This window comes from Bacteroides sp. D2 (genome assembly GCF_025147085.1).
Classification (GTDB): Bacteria; Bacteroidota; Bacteroidia; order Bacteroidales; family Bacteroidaceae; genus Bacteroides.
Genome location: NZ_CP102261.1, coordinates 4,320,616 through 4,339,679, shown reverse-complemented (window position 1 = coordinate 4,339,679; position 19,064 = coordinate 4,320,616). Strand labels below are relative to the sequence as shown.

Genomic DNA, 19,064 nt, shown 5'->3' with positions numbered 1-19,064 from the left:
CTGACTAAGAGACAATAAACGTCATCCTTTCTTCTAAAATTAGTGCAAATATAGATATTTAATATAACACAAACAAAAAAACACGTAAATTTTCATTCATTCATAGAATTTTATAGAGCGATAAAAGTGTAATATAACTTCAGAAGGCATCTGAAGGGGTTTGTTGTGGAAGAATTAAAACAAAAAAAAATAGTCAGTGATGAAATTAGATCACTGACTATTTCTATTCTTTGTCTATATACTTTAGTTAATATACCAGTTTTACATTGTCAATCCACAGTGTATTTCCCGGAGAACCGATATAGGCTCCTCCATGACTGGACGTGAACTGAAGACACATATGAGTCGGAACATCATTTTCATCTCCCCAGGCCACTTCATGAATAGGCACGCTTTCACCCTTACTGTTCACCGTATAACTTTCAGTCGCCTGCAAACGCATCATGTGCGACTTATATTCCGGACGATTCGTGATGTCACCGTACATAATTTCATAAGTCGCATTATTTTTCCAGTCTGTAGAATGATAGTAATAAGTCACCATAGTCCCTATCCGTTTTGCATACACATTTCCATTGGCATCTTCCCAACGTTTTTGCAGAAGCAGGATAGCTGCCGGATAATCTTTTCCGGGAACATCCGTAATCTTGCTGAAACCGGTAGCGCGAATACGGTTCTCCCGGTCGGACATCTTCACTTTATAGTCAAACTGAAGAGCCACCGGCTTTTTGGTAAACGGAATACCGGTCTGCAACATTTTCTGTGGGTTTTTAGTACCCTTAATCGGCTCATGCACCGAACCGGTAAAGACAGAGCCAGCCGCCAACACCGTAATATTAACCAGTCCCAACACTTTCACACTCTCCATGCGCGTATCCAAACGGGCGCAATATCCATCTCCCCGCTTCTCCGGGAATACCGAAGTATTAGTTTTCGTAATACCGGCAACTTTCGCCATCACATTTGAAGTAGCCCAAGGCGATCCGCCCATATTCTTATAAACCTGATCTCCCTTAATTACCGTCGTCGGCCCTATCGCATATACATTCTTTGTATTCCCACCGATAATGCTCGATTCCTTTATCTGACGGTCCACCCATTGATCCATGTCCCCAAAAGGAAGCATTTCAACTTTATGTTGCGCCATCAAAGACAAGGAAGAAATAAATGCAACGAAACCTGTCATCAACAGGCGATGAACGCTTTTCTGAATCATCAATACTTTTCCTTTCTTTTTCTTCTTATAAATTATAATCCCATTGTTTCAAAGCAAAATCCCAATTCTCTTCTACCAAACGAATCGTACGGTCGTCATATTTATATTTATTCTTCTTATATCCCTTCTTTCCGCCCACATATTTTTCTATATCAGTACGTGCTTCGGCAAATCCGGGGATAGAAAGAGACTGATAAATATTCTCCGTCATTCCCATCGCATCCGCTTCAAAATCTTCAAACTTCACTTCCATCAAGTTACCTTCCGGAATAAATTTCTTATCCGATTCATACTTATGATAAAGTTTTGCATAGATAGAAAGGATATTTTCCTCTAATTGTTCATTGCTGACATCCTGCAATTTCAGCGGCTGAATCGTATTGGTAAAGAAACTGCGTGTAGATTCGAATACAGTATACGGATTACGCATCAGGTAGATAAACTTAGCATTCGGGAACATTTTCACCAGCTCCTTCACCCTGCCGGTATGCGGAGGATTCTTGCTAAGGAATTGAGTACCACGGGTATTCCACAAAGAGATCTTAATCAACTTCGTGAACACCTCTTCAAACACCTTCAACTCGGCATCCGTTATATCATCAAACAAAAGATACTTATCGGCATACTCCTGCTGATATTTCGGCAGGAACCAGAAATTATAATATGTATAAGGCATCATGTTCGACAAAGCAAACTCCTCTTCCTGGGGAAGATCCACTGCCAATTCCATATTATCCGTCGGACGTTTATCCGGCATCAGCCAACTCATATTCTTTTTGAAGAAAGGCTGTCCCCACATCATCAGATGAGGAAATACAGTCTGATAAGTAGTGTTATACCCAAAATGCTTGTCACAAGAGAACACATTATGTACAAATGTAGTTCCACTCCGCCAGTGTCCCAAAATGAACACCGGATCATGCTCCAACGGCTGATTAGCCAGCAACTTCTCGTAACGCCTGTCTTGTAATGACGCCAGTGGAGAAAGCAATCGGCACACAGCCTTCGTCAATCGGTATTTACCTTTGTAGGCTGCGTCAATTTCACGCCCGGCGGTGATAGCCTTGAATGTCTTCCAGTCGGCACCTACCAATGTATTAATCGGAAGTTTATTAAATTCGAGTAATCCCACTTTATTAATTAGAAATTAAGAATTAAAAATTAAAGACGACAGAATGCTGTCATTTTCAGTTTTCAATTTATTGTTGAACAATCTATTTTATTAGTCGCACTGCAAGGCCCTGACGTTCCAGTTCCTTCACAGCTTTCTCTACCGCTTCATAATGTTCCGGAGCAATTCCCAGTTTTGCCATATCCAATACCGGAATATCCTCCGTGTCACTCATATCTTTCATTTCCACGCGGTCGATAATCATACCTACTGCCGAAGTATTATTAGTGATCGGGTCAATCAGGATAAATGAGCCACAAGATTTATTCTTCTTATAAGGATCAAAGAACAATTCCTTAGCCGTAGTCAGCACCACACGGGCAATCTGATTCAACTGCAAAGGCAACGTCTCTTTAGTCAGCTGACCATTCTCCAGAGACAGATGCTCCATCGTATTCACGTCCACCTTATACTTTATCGTATCAATACGCGTACGACTCAAATTGGTAGTCTGCTTAATAAAGAACGACTTATTTACATCCATCGGTTCTTCATCCATCCAGACCATCATAGCATCAAAGTTACGATCCACCGTTGGCAGATTGTCAGGATGCACCAACATTTCGCCGCGCGACACATCGATCTCATCCTCCAATGTCAAGGTCACAGACTGCGGTGGGAAAGCATAATCCAATTCCCCGTCATAAGTCACGATACTCTTCACCTTAGATGTTTTTCCGGAAGGAAGCGCCATCACCGTATCCCCTTTGCGAACGATACCGGATGCAACTTTACCACAGAATCCTCTGAAATCCAGATTCGGACGAAGCACATACTGAACCGGGAAACGGAAATCCGTAAAATTATGGTCATTATCAATATGAACCGTTTCAAGGAAATCGAGCAAAGAAATCCCCTTGTACCACGGAGTACGTTCAGACTTATCCACCACATTATCCCCATCCAATGCAGAAAGTGGAATACAGTTAACGTCAGGAATACCCAATGGAGCAACAAACTTCTTATAGTCAGCTACAATCTCGTTAAAACGCTCTTCCGAGAAACCCACCAGGTCCATCTTGTTGACAGCCAACACCACATGCTTGATTCCCAGCAAAGACACCAGGAAAGTATGGCGACGAGTCTGGGTAATCACTCCGGTACGAGCATCCACCAAGATAATAGCCAAGTTAGCCGTAGATCCCCCGGTAATCATATTACGGGTATACTGTTCATGTCCCGGAGTATCCGCGATGATAAACTTACGACCATTCGTTGAGAAATAGCGATAAGCCACGTCAATCGTAATACCCTGTTCACGTTCAGCCTTCAATCCATCGAGCAATAACGCATAGTCAATATGCTCGCCCGCATTCCCCACACGTTTACTATCACGCTCCAGTGCATCCAACTGATCCTCATACAGTTTCTTACTGTCAAACAACAAGCGTCCGATCAACGTTGATTTTCCATCATCTACCGAACCCGCAGTCAACAGTCTCAACAAGTCTTTCTGTTCATCCTTGTCCAGAAAAGCTTTTATATCTAATTTATTATCTGCCATAACTAGTTACAATTAAAAGTATCCCTCACGCTTCTTTTGTTCCATACTACCCTCCTGGTCAAAGTCAATCACACGGGTAGTACGTTCACTCTTCGTCGTAGTCATCATTTCCTCCACAATCTCTTCAATCGTAGCAGCTCCACTTTCCACCGCCCCTGTCAGAGGCCAGCAGCCCAACGTACGAAAACGAACCATCTTCATTTCAATCTGGTCACGGTACTTTTCAGGCAAACGGTCATCATCCGCCATAATAATATTGCCATCCAAATTAATTACCGGACGCTCCTTAGCATAATACAACGGAACAATCGGAATATTCTCTAAGCGAATATACTGCCAAATATCCAATTCAGTCCAGTTGCTAATCGGGAATACACGAATACTTTCCCCCTTATGCACGCGGGCATTATAAATATCCCACAATTCAGGACGCTGATTCTTCGGGTCCCATTGGTGAAACTTATCCCGGAAAGAGAAAATACGTTCCTTCGCACGTGACTTCTCCTCGTCACGACGGGCACCACCAAATGCAGCATCAAACTTATACTTATCCAACGCATGAAGCAAAGCCTGCGTCTTCATCAAGTCCGTATGCACCTTACTTCCATGCGTAAAAGGTCCTACCCCTGCATGAAAAGCCTCCATATTACTTTCAACAATCAGATTCCATCCGTACTTCTTCGCATATTCATCACGAAACTGAATCATCTCCTTGAACTTCCATTTCGAATCGATATGCATCAACGGGAATGGCACTTTACCCGGATAAAACGCTTTTTCAGCCAAGCGTACCATCACCGAGGAATCCTTTCCGATACTGTAAAGCATCACCGGATTCTCAAATTCCGCCGCCACCTCGCGGATGATATGAATAGACTCGGCTTCGAGCTCCTTCAAGTGGCTTAATTTATATTCTTCCATATTTATTTCATTTTATACACTTCACTTTTGGCAAAACAAGCTCCAACAAACGGTTCACCGACTCCTCCAAAGTCAATTTGGAAGTATCTAGTGACAAAGCCGGATGCTCGGGAACCTCGAAAGGTGCGGAAATTCCTGTAAAATTCTGAATTTCCCCTTTCCGTGCCTTCGCATACAATCCTTTCACATCACGTTTCTCACATTCCTCCAGCGGAGTACTAACGAAAACCTCCAGAAAATCATCCTTACCAATAATGTTTGCAGCCATTTCGCGAATATCATTATTAGGGCTGATAAATGCAGCAATCGTAATGATACCACTATCCAGAAACAACTTCGACACTTCCGCTATGCGACGGATATTTTCCACCCGGTCCGTTTCGGAGAATCCCAGGTTATTATTAATTCCACTACGGATATTATCCCCATCCAGGATACGGCAAAGCAATCCACGCTTATGAAGCTCACGTTCCAATGCGATGGCAATCGTGCTCTTTCCGGAACCACTCAATCCGGTAAACCAGATCATCACACTGTGTTGCCCCAAAAGCTCTTCTTTGTCCTGCCGCGTCATCATGCGGTCAAATATCGGATATATATGGTTCTTTTCTTCCATTTACAATTTTATTTAAAAGTTCCAGATCAACGGGATCAGAATAATAGAGATTAAGAAAGTGATAATATTAAGCGGCAACCCGATACGTACAAAATCCGTAAACTTATAGTTACCAATACCTTGCACAATCAAATTTGTCTGATAACCAATCGGTGTCGAGAAGCTGGCAGATGCAGCCATACAGATCACCACAAAGAAAGGCGTAGGGCTCACTCCTAATTGGGCAGAGATTGACAATGCCAAAGGAAACGCCAAAGCCGCTGCTGCATTATTAGTAATCAATTCCGTAAACAAGTTCGTGATAATAAACACCATTGCAAGCAACACATGCGGACCGTAATCATCACTCAACCCGATAATAAACTTCGCAACGCTATCCGCCACACCGGAGTTCACCATCGCCTTACTGATAGCAAAAGCACAAGCAATAGTAATCAGAATATCCCACGAAATATATTTAGTATATTTACGGGCAGGGAACAGATTCGTCCATGCCATAATAATAGTAGTAATAGACACAAAGAAAAACATATCCAGCTTGATATCCGGAAACATCTCCTTCGTTATCGGAAGCTCACCCACCGTTGCGCCGACAATCATCAGAACCAGCAACAGCAAAGCAAACCAACGCTTCTTCTTCCCGGTAGTATCCGGCTCATTCCCATTCGTCAACAAGACAAACACAGAAGATTCCCCCCATGTCGGAATAAACGTATCATCCGCCATCACCACCAATGTATCCCCTTCGTGAAGCACCACTTCCTCCAGATTCGACACAAAACGTTGTCCGTTACGTGTTTTAATCTCTTTTACCTCCGCACCATAATGGCGTTGGAAATTAAAATCCTTCAGTTTTTTATTGATACCGGGAAAACGGGCACCCAAAACAGCCTCTACCCGATGCAACTTCTCCCCTTCCTCTACTTCTTCATCCGGCACAGCCGTATCCGGACGTGCATCCGGCAAAAGACGTTTGGAGAAAAGAAAAAGATAAATAATTCCGGCAATAGCGATAAATACCCCCACCTTTCCGAGCTCAAACATAGAAAAGCCTTCAAATCCGGCCTCCAATATCATACCGTGCACCACCAGATTGGTAGAAGTACCGATCAAGGTACAGATACCTCCCAAAATAGTCACATAAGAAAGAGGAATCAGAAACTTCGTAGCCGGAAGATTCACCGACTTAGCCCAATGCTTGATAATCGGGGCAAAAATAACCACAACAGGCGTATTATTCAGAAAGGCAGAAATAAATGCCACCGAAGGTAAGATACGCAACTGTGCCTTAAATACTGTCGTCTTTCCTTGCGGAAGCAACTTCTTAATCACTTGTCCCAATGTGCCCGACTGACGAATACCCTCACTCACCAGAAACAGCAGAGCAACGGTAATCATCCCTTTATTACTAAACCCTTCCAGCATCTCCTTAGGAGTCAGAATGCCGGCACACAGAAACAAAACCACTACCGAAAAAAGTATCATGCCCGGACGCATCTTATCTGCTATCAAAGCCGCTACCATTCCTAATAGGGATAATAGTACAAATACAATTTCAAATGTCATATAAACATTATTTAGTGTTCTCTTTTTGGCTCAACGATAAACCACGGATTCAATAAATCCTCCTTATTATATCGTAGAGGTTCTTCCTTTCCAGCCTGATATACTTCCATCCCTGCAGCACGGGCTATCGCATGCCCGGCAGCCGTATCCCACTCCATCGTCGGAGCGAAACGCGGATATACATCAGCCTTACCTTCAGCAACCAGACAGATTTTAATTGAACTTCCGCTCGAAATCAACTCCACACTGCCGTGTTTCTTCTTCAAATCTGCAATATATGATTCCGTTTCAGGCGACAGGTGCGAACGGGAAGCAACCACGATCAGATGATCGTGCACCTCCTTCAAAGGTATCTGTTCCGACTTCCCAATCAGTTGTTCCAATGCCACGCCGTCATCTTCCAAACTGACAATACCGGAACATTTATAAGCCCCTGCACCTTCGATCCCGAAATAAAGTTCTTCTTTAACAGGCACATAAATAACACCGAACACAGGTACAGAGTTCTGCACCAAAGCGATATTTACCGTAAATTCTCCATTGCGCTTAATAAACTCCTTCGTTCCATCCAGCGGATCTACAATCCATAAAGTATCCCATCCTCGACGGATCTCATACCCTAAATGCTTCCCTTCTTCACTAAGAACAGGAAAAGGAGTATCGTTCAGAATAGCCACAATCGCTTCATGCGCTTTTCTGTCTGCTATAGTTAGCGGAGAGTTGTCAGCTTTCCTCTCTATTTCAAAGTCCGATGCCGGATCATTATAAATAGAAAGAATCTTTTCACCTGCTTTTAGAGCCGCGTCGATAGCAGCCATTACATATTTTTGTTCCATTCAATCTCTAAATTAATGCCCTATTCACATTCAGGCAAAACATCCTCCAAATTAAGAGTTGACAAAAGTAAAAACTTTCTTTGCTATAAAAGTTTCCCCACTATCATTTATAACTTCTTTTAGTAGAAAGATAAAAATATCTAAACGAAAAAGCCACTCATTTTCAATAAAAAAGCAGTAACTTCCCAGTTACCGCCTTCTTATTCGGAAAAAAACGTTCGTTCTTTCCAATATATATTACCAAAAAGAAATCAATATACACGATACAGCAACCAAGCACCCTGGAAATCCGAACGGTTCGGGTATTTAGCCTTGAATGCATCGCGAGCTTCAGCAGCAGCAGTCTTGTCAGCAAAAGAGTTCACTATCACACGATACATTGCCTTATCAGCATTAAATGCAATCGTAGAGTGATATCCCTGTCCGTCCAACCAATCTTTCAGGCCTTCAGCATTCGCTTTCACGCCAAAGCTACCTGCTACAACGCTATAATCTTTCAATCCTTCGTTACCGGAAACCACTGTAACCTTTTCCTGACGAACGCCGGATGTATCTGCCACTTTAGTAGTTGTCACAGGAGCTGCAACCACCGGAGTAACCTCTACCGGAGCTTCCACCTGCGGTTCTGCCAATTCTTGCTGTTTTGCTTTTTCGTAAGCTTTCTTATAGGCACTTTCGCTGGATTTACAAGATGCAAATGCTAGCACCAAGCATACTCCCATTCCTAATACGACTAATTTTTTCATAATCCTATACTCTGTTTTAATTAATAATTCAATATTCTCGTCTATTATATTTAGTTTCGGGCAACAAAATAATAGAAATTTTATCATCCGGCAAAGAAATCCGTCAAAAAAACGTCTATTCCGACTTCTTCTTATACGAAATAGTGCCTGTTGCCTGATAAGTAGGCATCAAAAGTACCTCCGCAATCTGAATATGTGCAGGAGCCGACGCGGCAAAATAAACCGTTTCTGCAATGTCATCTCCCGTCAACGGACGAATCCCTTTATAAAAATTATCGGCAGCTTCCTTATCTCCCCGATAACGCACCACTGTAAAGTTTGTCTCCACCATTCCCGGTTTGACATTCGTCACTCTCAACGGAGTATCCACCAGATCAATCCGGAGTCCGTCCGAAAGAGCCTTCACGGCAGCTTTCGTTGCGCAATACACACTTCCGCCCGGATAAGCGGCATCCCCCGCAATAGATCCTATATTAATAATATGTCCGCGTCCGCGTTCCACCATACCGGGCACCACCAAACGCGTCATAGCCAGCAGTCCCCTTATATTCGTATCGATCATGATATCCCATTCATCTAGGCTACCCTCAAATTCCTTATCCACACCGATCACCAGTCCGGCGTTGTTCACCAACACATCAATCGTCTTCCATTCTTCGGGCAATGATTCCAAAGAGGCGGCAGCCAATTTCCGGTCGCGCACATCAAAAGGCAATATATAAACCCGGACACCATACGCCCCTTCCAGTTCAGCTTTCAGTTCTTCTAGTTTCGATACGGTACGGGCATTCAGAATCAGATTCCATCCCTCCCTCGCAAATTTACGGGCACAACCCTCACCAATTCCGCTACTGGCACCGGTTATAAAAACAATCTTAGCTTCCATTATGTTTTGATTTACAATATTCGAAAACAAAAGTACGCCTTAACCTTCAAAGGTTAGCTACGAAAGTCAGTTAAATAAGATTAAACCATAAAAGAAAAAAAGAATTATAAAACGAAGCACTTTTTTTCAGTTTTCACGAACAACCTTTCGATAAAAATGTTATATTTGTTGTATCATAATCATTTTAAACATTATACATTATGAAAGGATTGAATGTTTTAGCAGCTTTTCTGGGTGGTGCAGCCGTAGGTGCAGCCCTTGGTATTTTATTTGCTCCTGAAAAGGGAGAAGATACCCGTCATAAAATCGCAGAGATTCTTCGTAAAAAAGGAATCAAGCTTAATCGCAGTGAAATGGAAACTCTCGTTGACGAGATCGCTGCCGAGATGAAGGGAGAAATAGCAGAATAAGTGAGTAACCAAAGACTAAAAACAGAGCGACCATGTTTGCAGACGATAAAAGTATTGAGAATTTTCAGCAGTTGTTTTTCGAGTTCAAGAAATATCTGGAGCTTCAAAAAGAATATACCAAATTAGAATTGACGGAGAAGTTAACCATACTTTTTTCCACGTTAATTATGATATTAGTACTTATTATCCTTGGCATGGTTGCCCTGTTTTATCTGCTTTTTGCTCTTGCTTATATATTGGAGCCTTTAGTGGGCGGTCTGATGTCGAGTTTCGCCATCATAGCAGGCATCAATGTTGTTCTCATCGCCCTGGTTATTATTTTCCGCAAGCAGCTCATCATTTCTCCGATGGTGAACTTCCTCGCTAATTTATTTTTAACTGATTCAAATAAATAAATTATGAATGCGCAGACCCCGCAGAAATTTACATTAGAAGAGATTGCCGAACGTAAAAAGAAGCTTTTAAATGAGATCCATGCTCAAAAAAAAGCCATGACAGCTACTACACGCGAAATATTTGCCCCACTTGCTCCGGCAACCAACAAGGCGGATGCACTTATGCGTTCGTTCAATACTGGTATGGCTGTATTTGATGGCGTAGTGATGGGAATCAAGATTATGCGGAAGATACGGGCGTATTTTAGGAATTTGAGATAAAAAGAGCTACTCTTCCACTATCCATTTTTCTATATTTCTTGTTTGCGAACTAAAGTTCACACCTACTTTAAAAAGCTTACGATTATCCGCTTCAAAAGGAAGTGAATAATGTTTTTCATTAATCTGCTTCAAGGCTTCTTCTGCCGTGCCATTCAGTTTAAATTCCATGACATATATGAATTTGTCCGTCTGCAAAACAAGGTCGATGCGCCCTTCGCTTGTATGATATTCCACTTTAGTATAAAAGCCTACGAGTTTGAAAACGATAAAAAGCACATTTTCGTAATGCAACTCCTGCTCGCGAATCACGTCATAGCCTGTATCTGCAAAGAAACTTTGCAAACGACGGAAGAAAGAGTTATAATCACCAGATTCAACTTCACGGACAAACTTCTGAATTTCAAACGGAGACTCCACCTTATTCACGTTCGCATAATAAGGAAGCAGGAAACGAACAAACCCCTCTTCCACTTCACGATTCGGAAAACCTAAACGATATATACCAAAACGTTCGTCATACCCCTTAATGGTGAGATATCCGCTCTGGTAAATCACCGGAATGGGATTACTAGATTCCGAGTCGATACTGTTCAACACCTGTTCATCTGTTTCCTCATGAGCCATCCGTTCCAAATCATAGTGATGCTTCTTCAACAAGTTCACCAGATAAGTGGGTGTCCCCGTCTCAAACCAGTAGCTGCCGAACTTCATCTTATCAAACGTGTTCAACAGACTGAAAGGGTTATAGATTCCTATAGTATGTTCCACAAAGTGGTAACCATCATAACATTCTTTCAATTCTGCGCACACCTGCTCATAACTTATCTTCTGCTTTTCTGCCAACTGATGCAATTCCTCCTCCAGATTGTCATGTATTTCTTTCTCCGTGATACCGCAAATATCCACAAAGCGTTCATCCATTGAAACATCCTTCAAGTTATTCAAGTCACTGAATACGCTCACCTTGCCAAATTTTGTCACCCCAGTCAGCAAGGCAAACTTGATGCAGCCGTCTTTCGTTTTCAAAGCCCCGTAGAAAGGCTTCAATGTATCCCGGAATTGCTTCTGTAAGTCCTCATTGCCAATTGCCTGCAACATCGGCTTGTCATATTCATCCACCAAGATAACCACCCGTTGACCGGTCTTTTCATAAGCGCGCTGAATGATACCGGCAAAACGCAGAGAAAATGAAGTTTCAGACGGTCGAGTTCCGTATTTACTTTCCCAATATTCCAAATTGTCATTCAAAATCTTATCCAAACTATCCGACGCATCATACTTCTCAATATTAAGGTCAAGATGCAAAATTGGATGTTCTATCCAATCTTTTTCGAGCTTCTCCACCATCAGTCCAGCAAACAGTTCCTTCTTCCCTTGAAAATATGCTTCCAAGGTAGAGATCAGCAGACTCTTTCCAAAACGGCGCGGACGACTCAAAAAGTAATAACTCCCGGTCTTTACCATCTGATACATCAGGGCCGTTTTATCAACATAGAAATAACCGTCTTGACGGATTTTCTCGAAGTTCTGGATACCAATAGGATATATTTTATTGCTCATACATGTACAACCTTTTAATTATGGTGCATACAAATATACTGCTTTCATTCTATAACACAAAACTAGCAGTGATTTTAATTCTATGATAGAAAAAAGTTTTAGATGAGCTATATTCAGGAACAGAAGGTGTTATCGTGTGTATAAGGAAAAGTGAAAGGATTTATTTCTATAAATTTTAAATAGAAATAAAGTATCAAACATCATACCCTCTAAAAGTAATATATCAACGATCTTCACAGACAGTTGATATATTTAGAATACATATCAGCATTTTGCCAATATGAGGGGACAGATTAGGAATATACCGCTGTATTTTTTCCCAACCTGCAGAATGTAGGGGATTCATGTGTGTAGCATGAAGTTAGGGACCTACATATTTCGTTATTATTATATGTTATTTATATAAATCCTCTCCATACAGAAATGGAGATTCAAAATCTTTCAATAGTGGATGCTTAGTGTCCTTCTCACTTAAGATAGCCTTGCCTGTAGGAATTCTCCAACAAATGCCAAGTGAATCATCTAATATACTGATACCTCCATCATGCTGTGGAGCATAAAAGTTATCGCATTTATATTGAAACACTGCCTTTTCACTCAATACAGCAAAACCATGAGCAAAGCCACGAGGAATAAAGAATTGACGATGATTCTCCTCTGTCAGCTCTACCGCTACATGCTGACCATAAGTAGGCGAGCCCTTGCGGATATCAACAGCCACATCCAGCACTGTACCCTTTACGCAACGTACCAACTTACTTTGGCTGTAAGGCATAGTTTGAAAATGCAGCCCCCTCATCACTCCATACGAGGACATACTTTCATTATCCTGTACAAACTTAATAGGACGTACCTTTTCATCAAACTCCCTTTGCGAAAACGATTCGAAGAAATACCCCCTGTCATCCTTAAAAAGACGCGGTTCAATGATCACCACCCCTTCAATATTTGTCTTAATAACTTCCATACAGATACTTATCTATTCTTATACATATCCTCGTAGTAGCTCTCATAGGCACCACTGGTGATATTATCCATCCACTCCTGATTATCCAGATACCACTGCACTGTTTTCTCAATCCCCTCTTCAAACTGCAGACTAGGCTCCCAACCCAATTCATTCTTCAGTTTCGTAGAGTCAATAGCATAGCGTAAGTCGTGTCCCATACGGTCCATTACATAAGTAATCAATCCCTCGCTATGCCCTTCAGGATTACCCAATAATCGGTCCACAGTCTTAATAATCACATGAATAATGTCTATGTTCTTCCACTCGTTAAAGCCACCGATGTTATATGTATCCGCAATCTTACCATTATGGAAAATCACGTCTATAGCCCTTGCATGATCTACCACATAGAGCCAGTCACGCACATTCTCTCCCTTACCATATACCGGTAACGGTTTGCGATGACGAATATTGTTAATAAACAATGGAATTAGCTTTTCGGGAAACTGATAAGGTCCATAGTTGTTCGAACAGTTAGTCACAATAGTCGGCATACCATAAGTATCATGAAAAGCGCGTACAAAGTGGTCGCTACCTGCTTTCGAAGCCGAGTAGGGTGAGTGTGGGTTATACTTTGTTGTCTCTTTGAAAAACTCATCGCCATATACTTCGTGTGCTGATATTTCTGATGACTTTCCTTCCGGATGCGTTAGTTCCAAGGCTCCGTACACCTCATCTGTTGAAATATGATAGAACCGCTTACCCTCATAGCCTTCCGGAAGATACTCCCAAGTTAACCTAGCAGCTTGTAATAAAGAGAGAGTTCCAAGAACATTAGTACGAGCAAAAGTAAACGGATCTCTGATACTACGATCCACGTGACTTTCGGCAGCTAAATGAATGACCCCATCTACATGATACTGTTTGAAAATCTTCAGCATCATCTCAAAGTCACAAATATCCGCTTTCACAAAAGTGTAGTTTGGTTTATTCTCTACATCTTTTAAGTTAGCCAAATTTCCCGCATAAGTCAACTTGTCCAGATTGATAATATGATAATCGGGATACTTGTTCACAAACAAACGCACCACATGGCTGCCTATAAATCCGGCACCACCGGTAATGATAATATTTCTTTTACTCATAAGTTACTTTTTCCTGTACGTTCCACTTCCTCTACCACCTGCAACAAATACTGCCCATATTGATTCTTCAGCATCGGTTGAGCCAACTCACGCATCTTGTCAGCATCAATCCATCCTTGTCTGAAAGCTATACCTTCCAGACAAGCCACTTTCAGTCCCTGCCGTTTTTCAATCACCTCAATAAAGGTCGATGCTTCACTCAATGAGTCGTGTGTACCCGTATCCAACCAAGCAAAGCCACGTCCCAGTGTCTGTACTTTCAACTCACTATCCTCCAAAAATTGCTGATTCACAGTGGTTATCTCCAATTCCCCACGAACTGATGGTTTGATGCGCTTCGCTACATCTACCACCCTATTAGGATAGAAATAAAGCCCTACTACCGCATAGTTTGATTTTGGATGTACAGGTTTTTCCTCAATGCTTAAGCAATTACCTTCATCATCAAACTCCGCAACCCCATAGCGTTCCGGATCACTTACCCAATAGCCAAACACGGTAGCTTTCCGCTCCTTTTCTGCCATGTACACCGCCTCCTTCAACATGCTACTAAAACCATTGCCATGAAAGATGTTATCACCTAGTACCAAACAGACCGAATCACTGCCAATAAAATCCTCACCAATAATAAAAGCCTGCGCCAATCCATCAGGTGACGGTTGTTCTGCATACTCAAACCTCACACCATAGTCACTGCCATTACCTAACAAACGTTTAAATCCCGGCAGGTCATGTGGAGTAGATATAATCAATATTTCACGGATACCTGCTAACATCAAAACCGAAATGGGGTAATAAATCATAGGTTTATCAAAAATCGGAATTAGTTGTTTGCTAATACCCTTGGTAATAGGATACAAACGTGTACCACTACCACCAGCTAAAACAATACCTTTCATATCATTATATCTCTTTACAAATATTCCATAAAAACAGCACATTACCAATCAAGTACCTACGCCACATTCGCCTAGGTTCTTTTATCAATCGATAAAACCATTCCAACGAATGTTGTTGCCACCATAATGGAGCTCGTTCAGCAGTGCCTGCATAGAAGTCAAACACCGCCCCCACAGTGCCCACATGGCAATGAATATTCAACTTTTGCCAATTACTATAAATCCATTTTTCCTGTTTGGGAGCAGTCATACCAATCCATAGCAAATCTGGATTTGCCTCGTTGATAGCTGCCACAATAGCTGCATTATCTTCCTGTGAAAACTCCGGCTTATAGGGAGGTGAATAAGTCACTACTTCCAAGTTCGGATAGTCCACTGCTGCCCGCTGTTCAATCAAAGCCAACACTTTCTCCGAACTACCCATAAACATACAGCGACCTCCTTTCTCATTAAGGCGATTCATCTCAAAGACAAATAGATCCCAACCCGCTATTCGTTCCCGCGGTTGGCTTTGCATCTTTAACCATTTACAAACCTTCACGATGCTTGCTCCGTCAGGAATAAGAGCATCCCCTTTCATTAATGCTTTGGCAAAGAGTGGATCCTTCAGAGCAGTGTTGTACGAGTGTGCATTAATCGTGTTTATTAGCAACTTACCTTGTGGCAATGCTTTAAGTTGATTTATACTCTCCATAATAGAGAGTTCTTTTAACTTAATCATATTAAATTAAAAATTTAGAGGATTAATTTCATTCACTTATCTCGCGGAAATTATTTCTTAGCTCTCATCAAAACGTATCGCTATACGGTGAGAGAGCATGATTCATACAGTTCCAACATCTGTTTTGCCTTGTTATCCCAAGACAATTCTTCTTGTCGTTGACGACAATTCACTGAAAGTTGTTTTAACAAATCTCTATCTGCTTCTAATTCATTCAATACTTTAGCAAAATCCTTGACTGATTGTGTTGGAGATGACAATGTAATCTTACGACCAACTGTTTCATCTATAACTGCAGCCATACCACAAGCATCAAAACACACTACCGGTAACTGATTGCTTACAGCTTCCAGCACTACCGTAGAAGTATCCTCATTCACACTGGTAAATAAAAATATATGAGAAGAGCGCATTTTCTCATGCACCTCATGGTTGGGTTGATTTCCATGCCATATCACTTGATCAGCAATACCCAACGACACCGATAGAGCCTTTGCTGTAGAAACTTGGTCATCTGTACCTGTACCATAAACATCCAATAAGATTCGTTCATTCTTTGTTGCAGCAATAGCTTTCAAAGCCAAAGGCAACTGCTTCCGAAAGTCAAATTTCCCTACCCATAAAACATGGAAAATGGCACTATCAAATCGTTCTGTAGAAACACATGCCCAAGGGAAACATCCCGTTTCTGGTATTACCACCGATTCCAATCTTTTATATCTCTTAATGGCTCGATAAGAATCCGGTATAGAACTAACTAAAACATCAGCCTTTTTTAAAGCTACATTTACTCGTTTATCGTATTTCAACTGAAGCACATTAAGAATGTTCTTCAATCCATTAAACAGTTTCATTTTTAGTCCAGTCCCTTCAAGGTATGCCAATGGGAATTGTTTCAATCCTCCGATAGGCCCCCACACAAACGGTACTTCCTTTATCTTCCAAAGATATCCCGGTTCACGAAAACCAATCATATTGAGTTGATGCACTATATCAATATGATGCATCTTCATAATATCAAGAGTCATCTCATACGTGCGATATTGCCAAATACGATAGTGTTTATAAAAACGCCAGTCGCCTTGATTCCAACACATTCTTCTCACCTCTTCCGATACCGGATTATAATAGAAGTGCATATTACCACTTTGCGGCAATGTAGGTACTACCGCCTCTATTTTATCACGGAATTCACCTTCAGTAATGATGTGTAGTTCGCAATACTTAGCCAAGTTTACACACCAATTCCAAGCCATACCCGGTTCGCTACCCATATTCGGTGAACATGCGTAGGAGTTAATTAAAATAGAAAGCATATAAAATTAAATATGAATCTTAGATTTTATGAACTCTATGATTATAGAACATAGCAAAGAACATCCTAATACAGTAATAAACATCACAAGAGGATTATTTGTAATAAAAGAAATGCCATTCAAAAAATAAAAAAATGAAGAATGAATGAACAAGCCAAAGATTTATTGAATATTTTCCAAAAAAAAGTAAGATCCCCCGTTTACATATATTAACAACACCTATACAAAACATAGGAACTATCAGCAACTCCGTAACACCAATAAGAGGCAAATAAGCTCGCACTAAAATCGGTATCACAAGAAGTAACGGAGCCAAGTATATTTTTTTATAGAGCCAATGACATCGTTCATGTAGCCATCCGAAAATATTAAACTTAGCAAAGAAACAGCCCAGCATAAAGATATTCAAATCTATTAATATCATTTTCAGATGCCTCTCCACAATCACCTCCTCATCTAAATGTAATGCGCAGTTTAAGCCCCTTGTAAGAATCAATAAACCCAACATCAATAGCAGATAACCTTTCCATCCTAATTTGATCTTACTGACAAAGTAAAATAAAACAAGCAACTCCGCATAGAGCGAAAAAAAACACCATTCCCCATTGCATGAGGTTGTAAGCCCCGATAAATTATAAAAGATGTTTTTTACATCAGGTGCATAATATCCTACAATACAACCGACAGAAATAAATGGTATTGCTACCCACCAAAAAGATAGGTATAATTTCTTTAACCGTTTTCCAATGCTCATCCATGTTATCGTTCCCTTTGCTACCATACATTGCAAACCATACCCTGCCATAAAAAGATAAATAGGTACGCATATCTGAAGTGCCTTGATAATAGGCATTCCCATCCACTGCACACTAGTTGGAATACGTTCAGGAAAACCAAATAAATGAAATAATACCATACAAAGAATGGCTACTCCTTTAATTTGTATAGAATGTTCCTTAGTTAGATTCATCTTAATACTTATACGGCTTTAAACACTGCCCTCCAATCATAATCCATATCCTTGAATGTCTGTGCAAATAGCCTTGCACTGCAACGTAAGATATACGCTGCAAATACTATAATTGCAAACATTACGATTAAGTTAAGCGGAAAGACTGCATTCATCTTATCTGTAAACAAAGCAGTTTGCACCAAATATATCTCTAAGCACAAGCCACCAACCAGTTTGATAATCCAGCCTACTGTACAATGATGATAGGCCTTTTTCATAAAATCAGAGTTACATAACTTGAAAAAATAGAATACTGTACCCAACAATGGAATCCAAGTCAACATCTGAAATTTATTATATACCGCAATATCTTTAAAGGCATATAGCGCATAAAATGCTACAACACATCCTATCAGTTTCAATCCATCCCATACAAAATGATACTTATATTGTCGTTGTGAAATACCCATCATCGCTCCCATCAACATAAACATGAAGAAATGAAACCACTTAAAATATCCCGCTCCATACATATTAAAATCCATTGGAGTATTTATTAACATAAAGTAAACAGCACATGCTATTGCTACTGCCATAAATGCTAATCTTAAGTATTTAAACATATAGCGTTGTATAAAATATAACAACACATAATATAACATTATGCAACTAACAAACCATCCTCCTCCGAATAGAAGTACATTGTTTATATTATTTTGATAACCAAATAGTAAAGAACCAAGTATTGCCCATGCAAAAATAGTAGGATAAATACGGTTAATGCGTCGTTTATACCAATTATCAAATCGCCCCATTCTACCCAAGAATAGAGTGAAACCAGAACAAAAGAAAAAAAGAGCATCACCAATTGCACCACCAGTAGCTAATGCACCAAACTTTGGATAAAGTATATCCATATGCGAGTTAGTAATAATCAGTGCAGCAAAACATTTCAAAATATCAATACTAATATTTCTTTGCTTCATTTTCGCCA

At 40.7% G+C, this 19,064-nt stretch carries 20 protein-coding genes; 3 read left to right on the top strand and 17 right to left on the bottom strand.

Annotated elements, in window-relative coordinates:
* Positions 1 to 247: 247 nt before the first annotated feature.
* The 9 genes from NQ505_RS15425 to NQ505_RS15385 all read right to left on the bottom strand — a co-directional run bounded on the left by NQ505_RS15425 (position 248) and on the right by NQ505_RS15385 (position 9,462).
* Entirely contained in the window at positions 248 to 1,216 is a 969-nt protein-coding gene (locus NQ505_RS15425; protein ID WP_004307249.1) for a PCMD domain-containing protein, read from the bottom strand.
* A gap of 25 nt (positions 1,217 to 1,241) precedes the next feature.
* A complete protein-coding gene (locus tag NQ505_RS15420) occupies positions 1,242 to 2,348 on the bottom strand; it encodes a sulfotransferase family protein (protein WP_008999219.1) in 1,107 nt (368 codons plus the stop codon).
* A gap of 82 nt (positions 2,349 to 2,430) precedes the next feature.
* Entirely contained in the window at positions 2,431 to 3,891 is a 1,461-nt protein-coding gene (gene cysN / locus NQ505_RS15415; protein ID WP_004307251.1) for a sulfate adenylyltransferase subunit CysN, read from the bottom strand.
* A 12-nt stretch (positions 3,892 to 3,903) separates the two neighbouring features.
* Positions 3,904 to 4,812, bottom strand: coding sequence for a sulfate adenylyltransferase subunit CysD (cysD, locus tag NQ505_RS15410; RefSeq protein WP_004297523.1), 909 nt, complete (start codon positions 4,810 to 4,812; stop codon positions 3,904 to 3,906).
* Positions 4,813 to 4,819: 7 nt separating this feature from the next.
* Complete coding sequence (gene cysC, locus NQ505_RS15405) at positions 4,820 to 5,428, bottom strand: adenylyl-sulfate kinase (protein WP_004297522.1); 609 nt, start codon at positions 5,426 to 5,428, stop codon at positions 4,820 to 4,822.
* A 12-nt stretch (positions 5,429 to 5,440) separates the two neighbouring features.
* A complete protein-coding gene (locus NQ505_RS15400; protein WP_008999218.1) occupies positions 5,441 to 6,994 on the bottom strand; it encodes an SLC13 family permease in 1,554 nt (517 codons plus the stop codon).
* 11 nt (positions 6,995 to 7,005) lie between these two features.
* Positions 7,006 to 7,830, bottom strand: coding sequence for a 3'(2'),5'-bisphosphate nucleotidase CysQ (cysQ, locus tag NQ505_RS15395; RefSeq protein ID WP_008999217.1), 825 nt, complete (start codon positions 7,828 to 7,830; stop codon positions 7,006 to 7,008).
* A 251-nt stretch (positions 7,831 to 8,081) separates the two neighbouring features.
* Positions 8,082 to 8,576, bottom strand: a complete 495-nt coding sequence (locus NQ505_RS15390; RefSeq protein ID WP_004311445.1) for an SPOR domain-containing protein — start codon at positions 8,574 to 8,576, stop codon at positions 8,082 to 8,084.
* Between the two features lie 115 nt (positions 8,577 to 8,691).
* Positions 8,692 to 9,462 carry an SDR family oxidoreductase gene (locus NQ505_RS15385; RefSeq protein ID WP_008999216.1) on the bottom strand — a complete coding sequence of 257 codons (771 nt, stop codon included), beginning with the start codon at positions 9,460 to 9,462 and terminating at the stop codon, positions 8,692 to 8,694.
* A 200-nt stretch (positions 9,463 to 9,662) separates the two neighbouring features.
* Between NQ505_RS15385 and NQ505_RS15380 the strand changes: the two genes are divergently transcribed.
* Genes NQ505_RS15380 through NQ505_RS15370 form a run of 3 tightly spaced genes read left to right on the top strand, consistent with a single transcriptional unit; the run spans position 9,663 to position 10,528 of the window.
* A complete protein-coding gene (locus NQ505_RS15380; protein WP_004297513.1) occupies positions 9,663 to 9,872 on the top strand; it encodes a YtxH domain-containing protein in 210 nt (69 codons plus the stop codon).
* A gap of 32 nt (positions 9,873 to 9,904) precedes the next feature.
* Positions 9,905 to 10,267 carry a phage holin family protein gene (locus NQ505_RS15375; RefSeq protein ID WP_004297511.1) on the top strand — a complete coding sequence of 121 codons (363 nt, stop codon included), beginning with the start codon at positions 9,905 to 9,907 and terminating at the stop codon, positions 10,265 to 10,267.
* 3 nt (positions 10,268 to 10,270) lie between these two features.
* Positions 10,271 to 10,528: a hypothetical protein gene (locus NQ505_RS15370; protein ID WP_004297510.1), complete on the top strand. Its 258-nt coding sequence runs from the start codon at positions 10,271 to 10,273 to the stop codon at positions 10,526 to 10,528.
* A gap of 6 nt (positions 10,529 to 10,534) precedes the next feature.
* Here the strand turns inward: NQ505_RS15370 and NQ505_RS15365 are convergent, their stop codons facing one another.
* From NQ505_RS15365 to NQ505_RS15330, 8 genes are all read right to left on the bottom strand, one after another.
* Positions 10,535 to 12,088, bottom strand: a complete 1,554-nt coding sequence (locus tag NQ505_RS15365; protein ID WP_008999215.1) for an ATP-binding protein — start codon at positions 12,086 to 12,088, stop codon at positions 10,535 to 10,537.
* Positions 12,089 to 12,482: 394 nt separating this feature from the next.
* Positions 12,483 to 13,055, bottom strand: a complete 573-nt coding sequence (rfbC, locus tag NQ505_RS15360) for a dTDP-4-dehydrorhamnose 3,5-epimerase (RefSeq protein WP_008999214.1) — start codon at positions 13,053 to 13,055, stop codon at positions 12,483 to 12,485.
* An 8-nt stretch (positions 13,056 to 13,063) separates the two neighbouring features.
* The gene (gene rfbB, locus NQ505_RS15355; protein WP_008999213.1) at positions 13,064 to 14,182 is read right to left on the bottom strand and encodes a dTDP-glucose 4,6-dehydratase; all 1,119 of its coding nucleotides are present in this window, start codon (positions 14,180 to 14,182) and stop codon (positions 13,064 to 13,066) included.
* Complete coding sequence (gene rfbA, locus NQ505_RS15350; protein WP_008999212.1) at positions 14,179 to 15,081, bottom strand: glucose-1-phosphate thymidylyltransferase RfbA; 903 nt, start codon at positions 15,079 to 15,081, stop codon at positions 14,179 to 14,181. Before rfbA ends, rfbB begins: the two co-directional genes overlap by 4 nt.
* Before the next feature lie 4 nt (positions 15,082 to 15,085).
* Complete coding sequence (locus tag NQ505_RS15345) at positions 15,086 to 15,802, bottom strand: WecB/TagA/CpsF family glycosyltransferase (RefSeq protein WP_008999211.1); 717 nt, start codon at positions 15,800 to 15,802, stop codon at positions 15,086 to 15,088.
* Between the two features lie 80 nt (positions 15,803 to 15,882).
* The gene (locus NQ505_RS15340) at positions 15,883 to 17,118 is read right to left on the bottom strand and encodes a glycosyltransferase family 4 protein (protein ID WP_008999210.1); all 1,236 of its coding nucleotides are present in this window, start codon (positions 17,116 to 17,118) and stop codon (positions 15,883 to 15,885) included.
* A gap of 94 nt (positions 17,119 to 17,212) precedes the next feature.
* Complete coding sequence (locus NQ505_RS15335; protein WP_008999209.1) at positions 17,213 to 18,088, bottom strand: acyltransferase family protein; 876 nt, start codon at positions 18,086 to 18,088, stop codon at positions 17,213 to 17,215.
* 8 nt (positions 18,089 to 18,096) lie between these two features.
* A complete protein-coding gene (locus NQ505_RS15330) occupies positions 18,097 to 19,056 on the bottom strand; it encodes an acyltransferase family protein (protein WP_008999208.1) in 960 nt (319 codons plus the stop codon).
* Between the last annotated feature and the right edge of the window lie 8 nt (positions 19,057 to 19,064).

Coding starts and splice junctions, on each gene's coding strand:
- NQ505_RS15425 (WP_004307249.1), bottom strand. CDS start 1,216: ATGATTCAGAAAAGCGTTCATCGCCTGTTGATGACAGGTTTCGTTGCA.
- cysN (WP_004307251.1), bottom strand. CDS start 3,891: ATGGCAGATAATAAATTAGATATAAAAGCTTTTCTGGACAAGGATGAA.
- cysD (WP_004297523.1), bottom strand. CDS start 4,812: ATGGAAGAATATAAATTAAGCCACTTGAAGGAGCTCGAAGCCGAGTCT.
- cysC (WP_004297522.1), bottom strand. CDS start 5,428: ATGGAAGAAAAGAACCATATATATCCGATATTTGACCGCATGATGACG.
- NQ505_RS15400 (WP_008999218.1), bottom strand. CDS start 6,994: ATGACATTTGAAATTGTATTTGTACTATTATCCCTATTAGGAATGGTA.
- cysQ (WP_008999217.1), bottom strand. CDS start 7,830: ATGGAACAAAAATATGTAATGGCTGCTATCGACGCGGCTCTAAAAGCA.
- NQ505_RS15390 (WP_004311445.1), bottom strand. CDS start 8,576: ATGAAAAAATTAGTCGTATTAGGAATGGGAGTATGCTTGGTGCTAGCA.
- NQ505_RS15385 (WP_008999216.1), bottom strand. CDS start 9,462: ATGGAAGCTAAGATTGTTTTTATAACCGGTGCCAGTAGCGGAATTGGT.
- NQ505_RS15380 (WP_004297513.1), top strand. CDS start 9,663: ATGAAAGGATTGAATGTTTTAGCAGCTTTTCTGGGTGGTGCAGCCGTA.
- NQ505_RS15375 (WP_004297511.1), top strand. CDS start 9,905: ATGTTTGCAGACGATAAAAGTATTGAGAATTTTCAGCAGTTGTTTTTC.
- NQ505_RS15370 (WP_004297510.1), top strand. CDS start 10,271: ATGAATGCGCAGACCCCGCAGAAATTTACATTAGAAGAGATTGCCGAA.
- NQ505_RS15365 (WP_008999215.1), bottom strand. CDS start 12,088: ATGAGCAATAAAATATATCCTATTGGTATCCAGAACTTCGAGAAAATC.
- rfbC (WP_008999214.1), bottom strand. CDS start 13,055: ATGGAAGTTATTAAGACAAATATTGAAGGGGTGGTGATCATTGAACCG.
- rfbB (WP_008999213.1), bottom strand. CDS start 14,182: ATGAGTAAAAGAAATATTATCATTACCGGTGGTGCCGGATTTATAGGC.
- rfbA (WP_008999212.1), bottom strand. CDS start 15,081: ATGAAAGGTATTGTTTTAGCTGGTGGTAGTGGTACACGTTTGTATCCT.
- NQ505_RS15345 (WP_008999211.1), bottom strand. CDS start 15,802: ATGATTAAGTTAAAAGAACTCTCTATTATGGAGAGTATAAATCAACTT.
- NQ505_RS15340 (WP_008999210.1), bottom strand. CDS start 17,118: ATGCTTTCTATTTTAATTAACTCCTACGCATGTTCACCGAATATGGGT.
- NQ505_RS15335 (WP_008999209.1), bottom strand. CDS start 18,088: ATGAATCTAACTAAGGAACATTCTATACAAATTAAAGGAGTAGCCATT.
- NQ505_RS15330 (WP_008999208.1), bottom strand. CDS start 19,056: ATGAAGCAAAGAAATATTAGTATTGATATTTTGAAATGTTTTGCTGCA.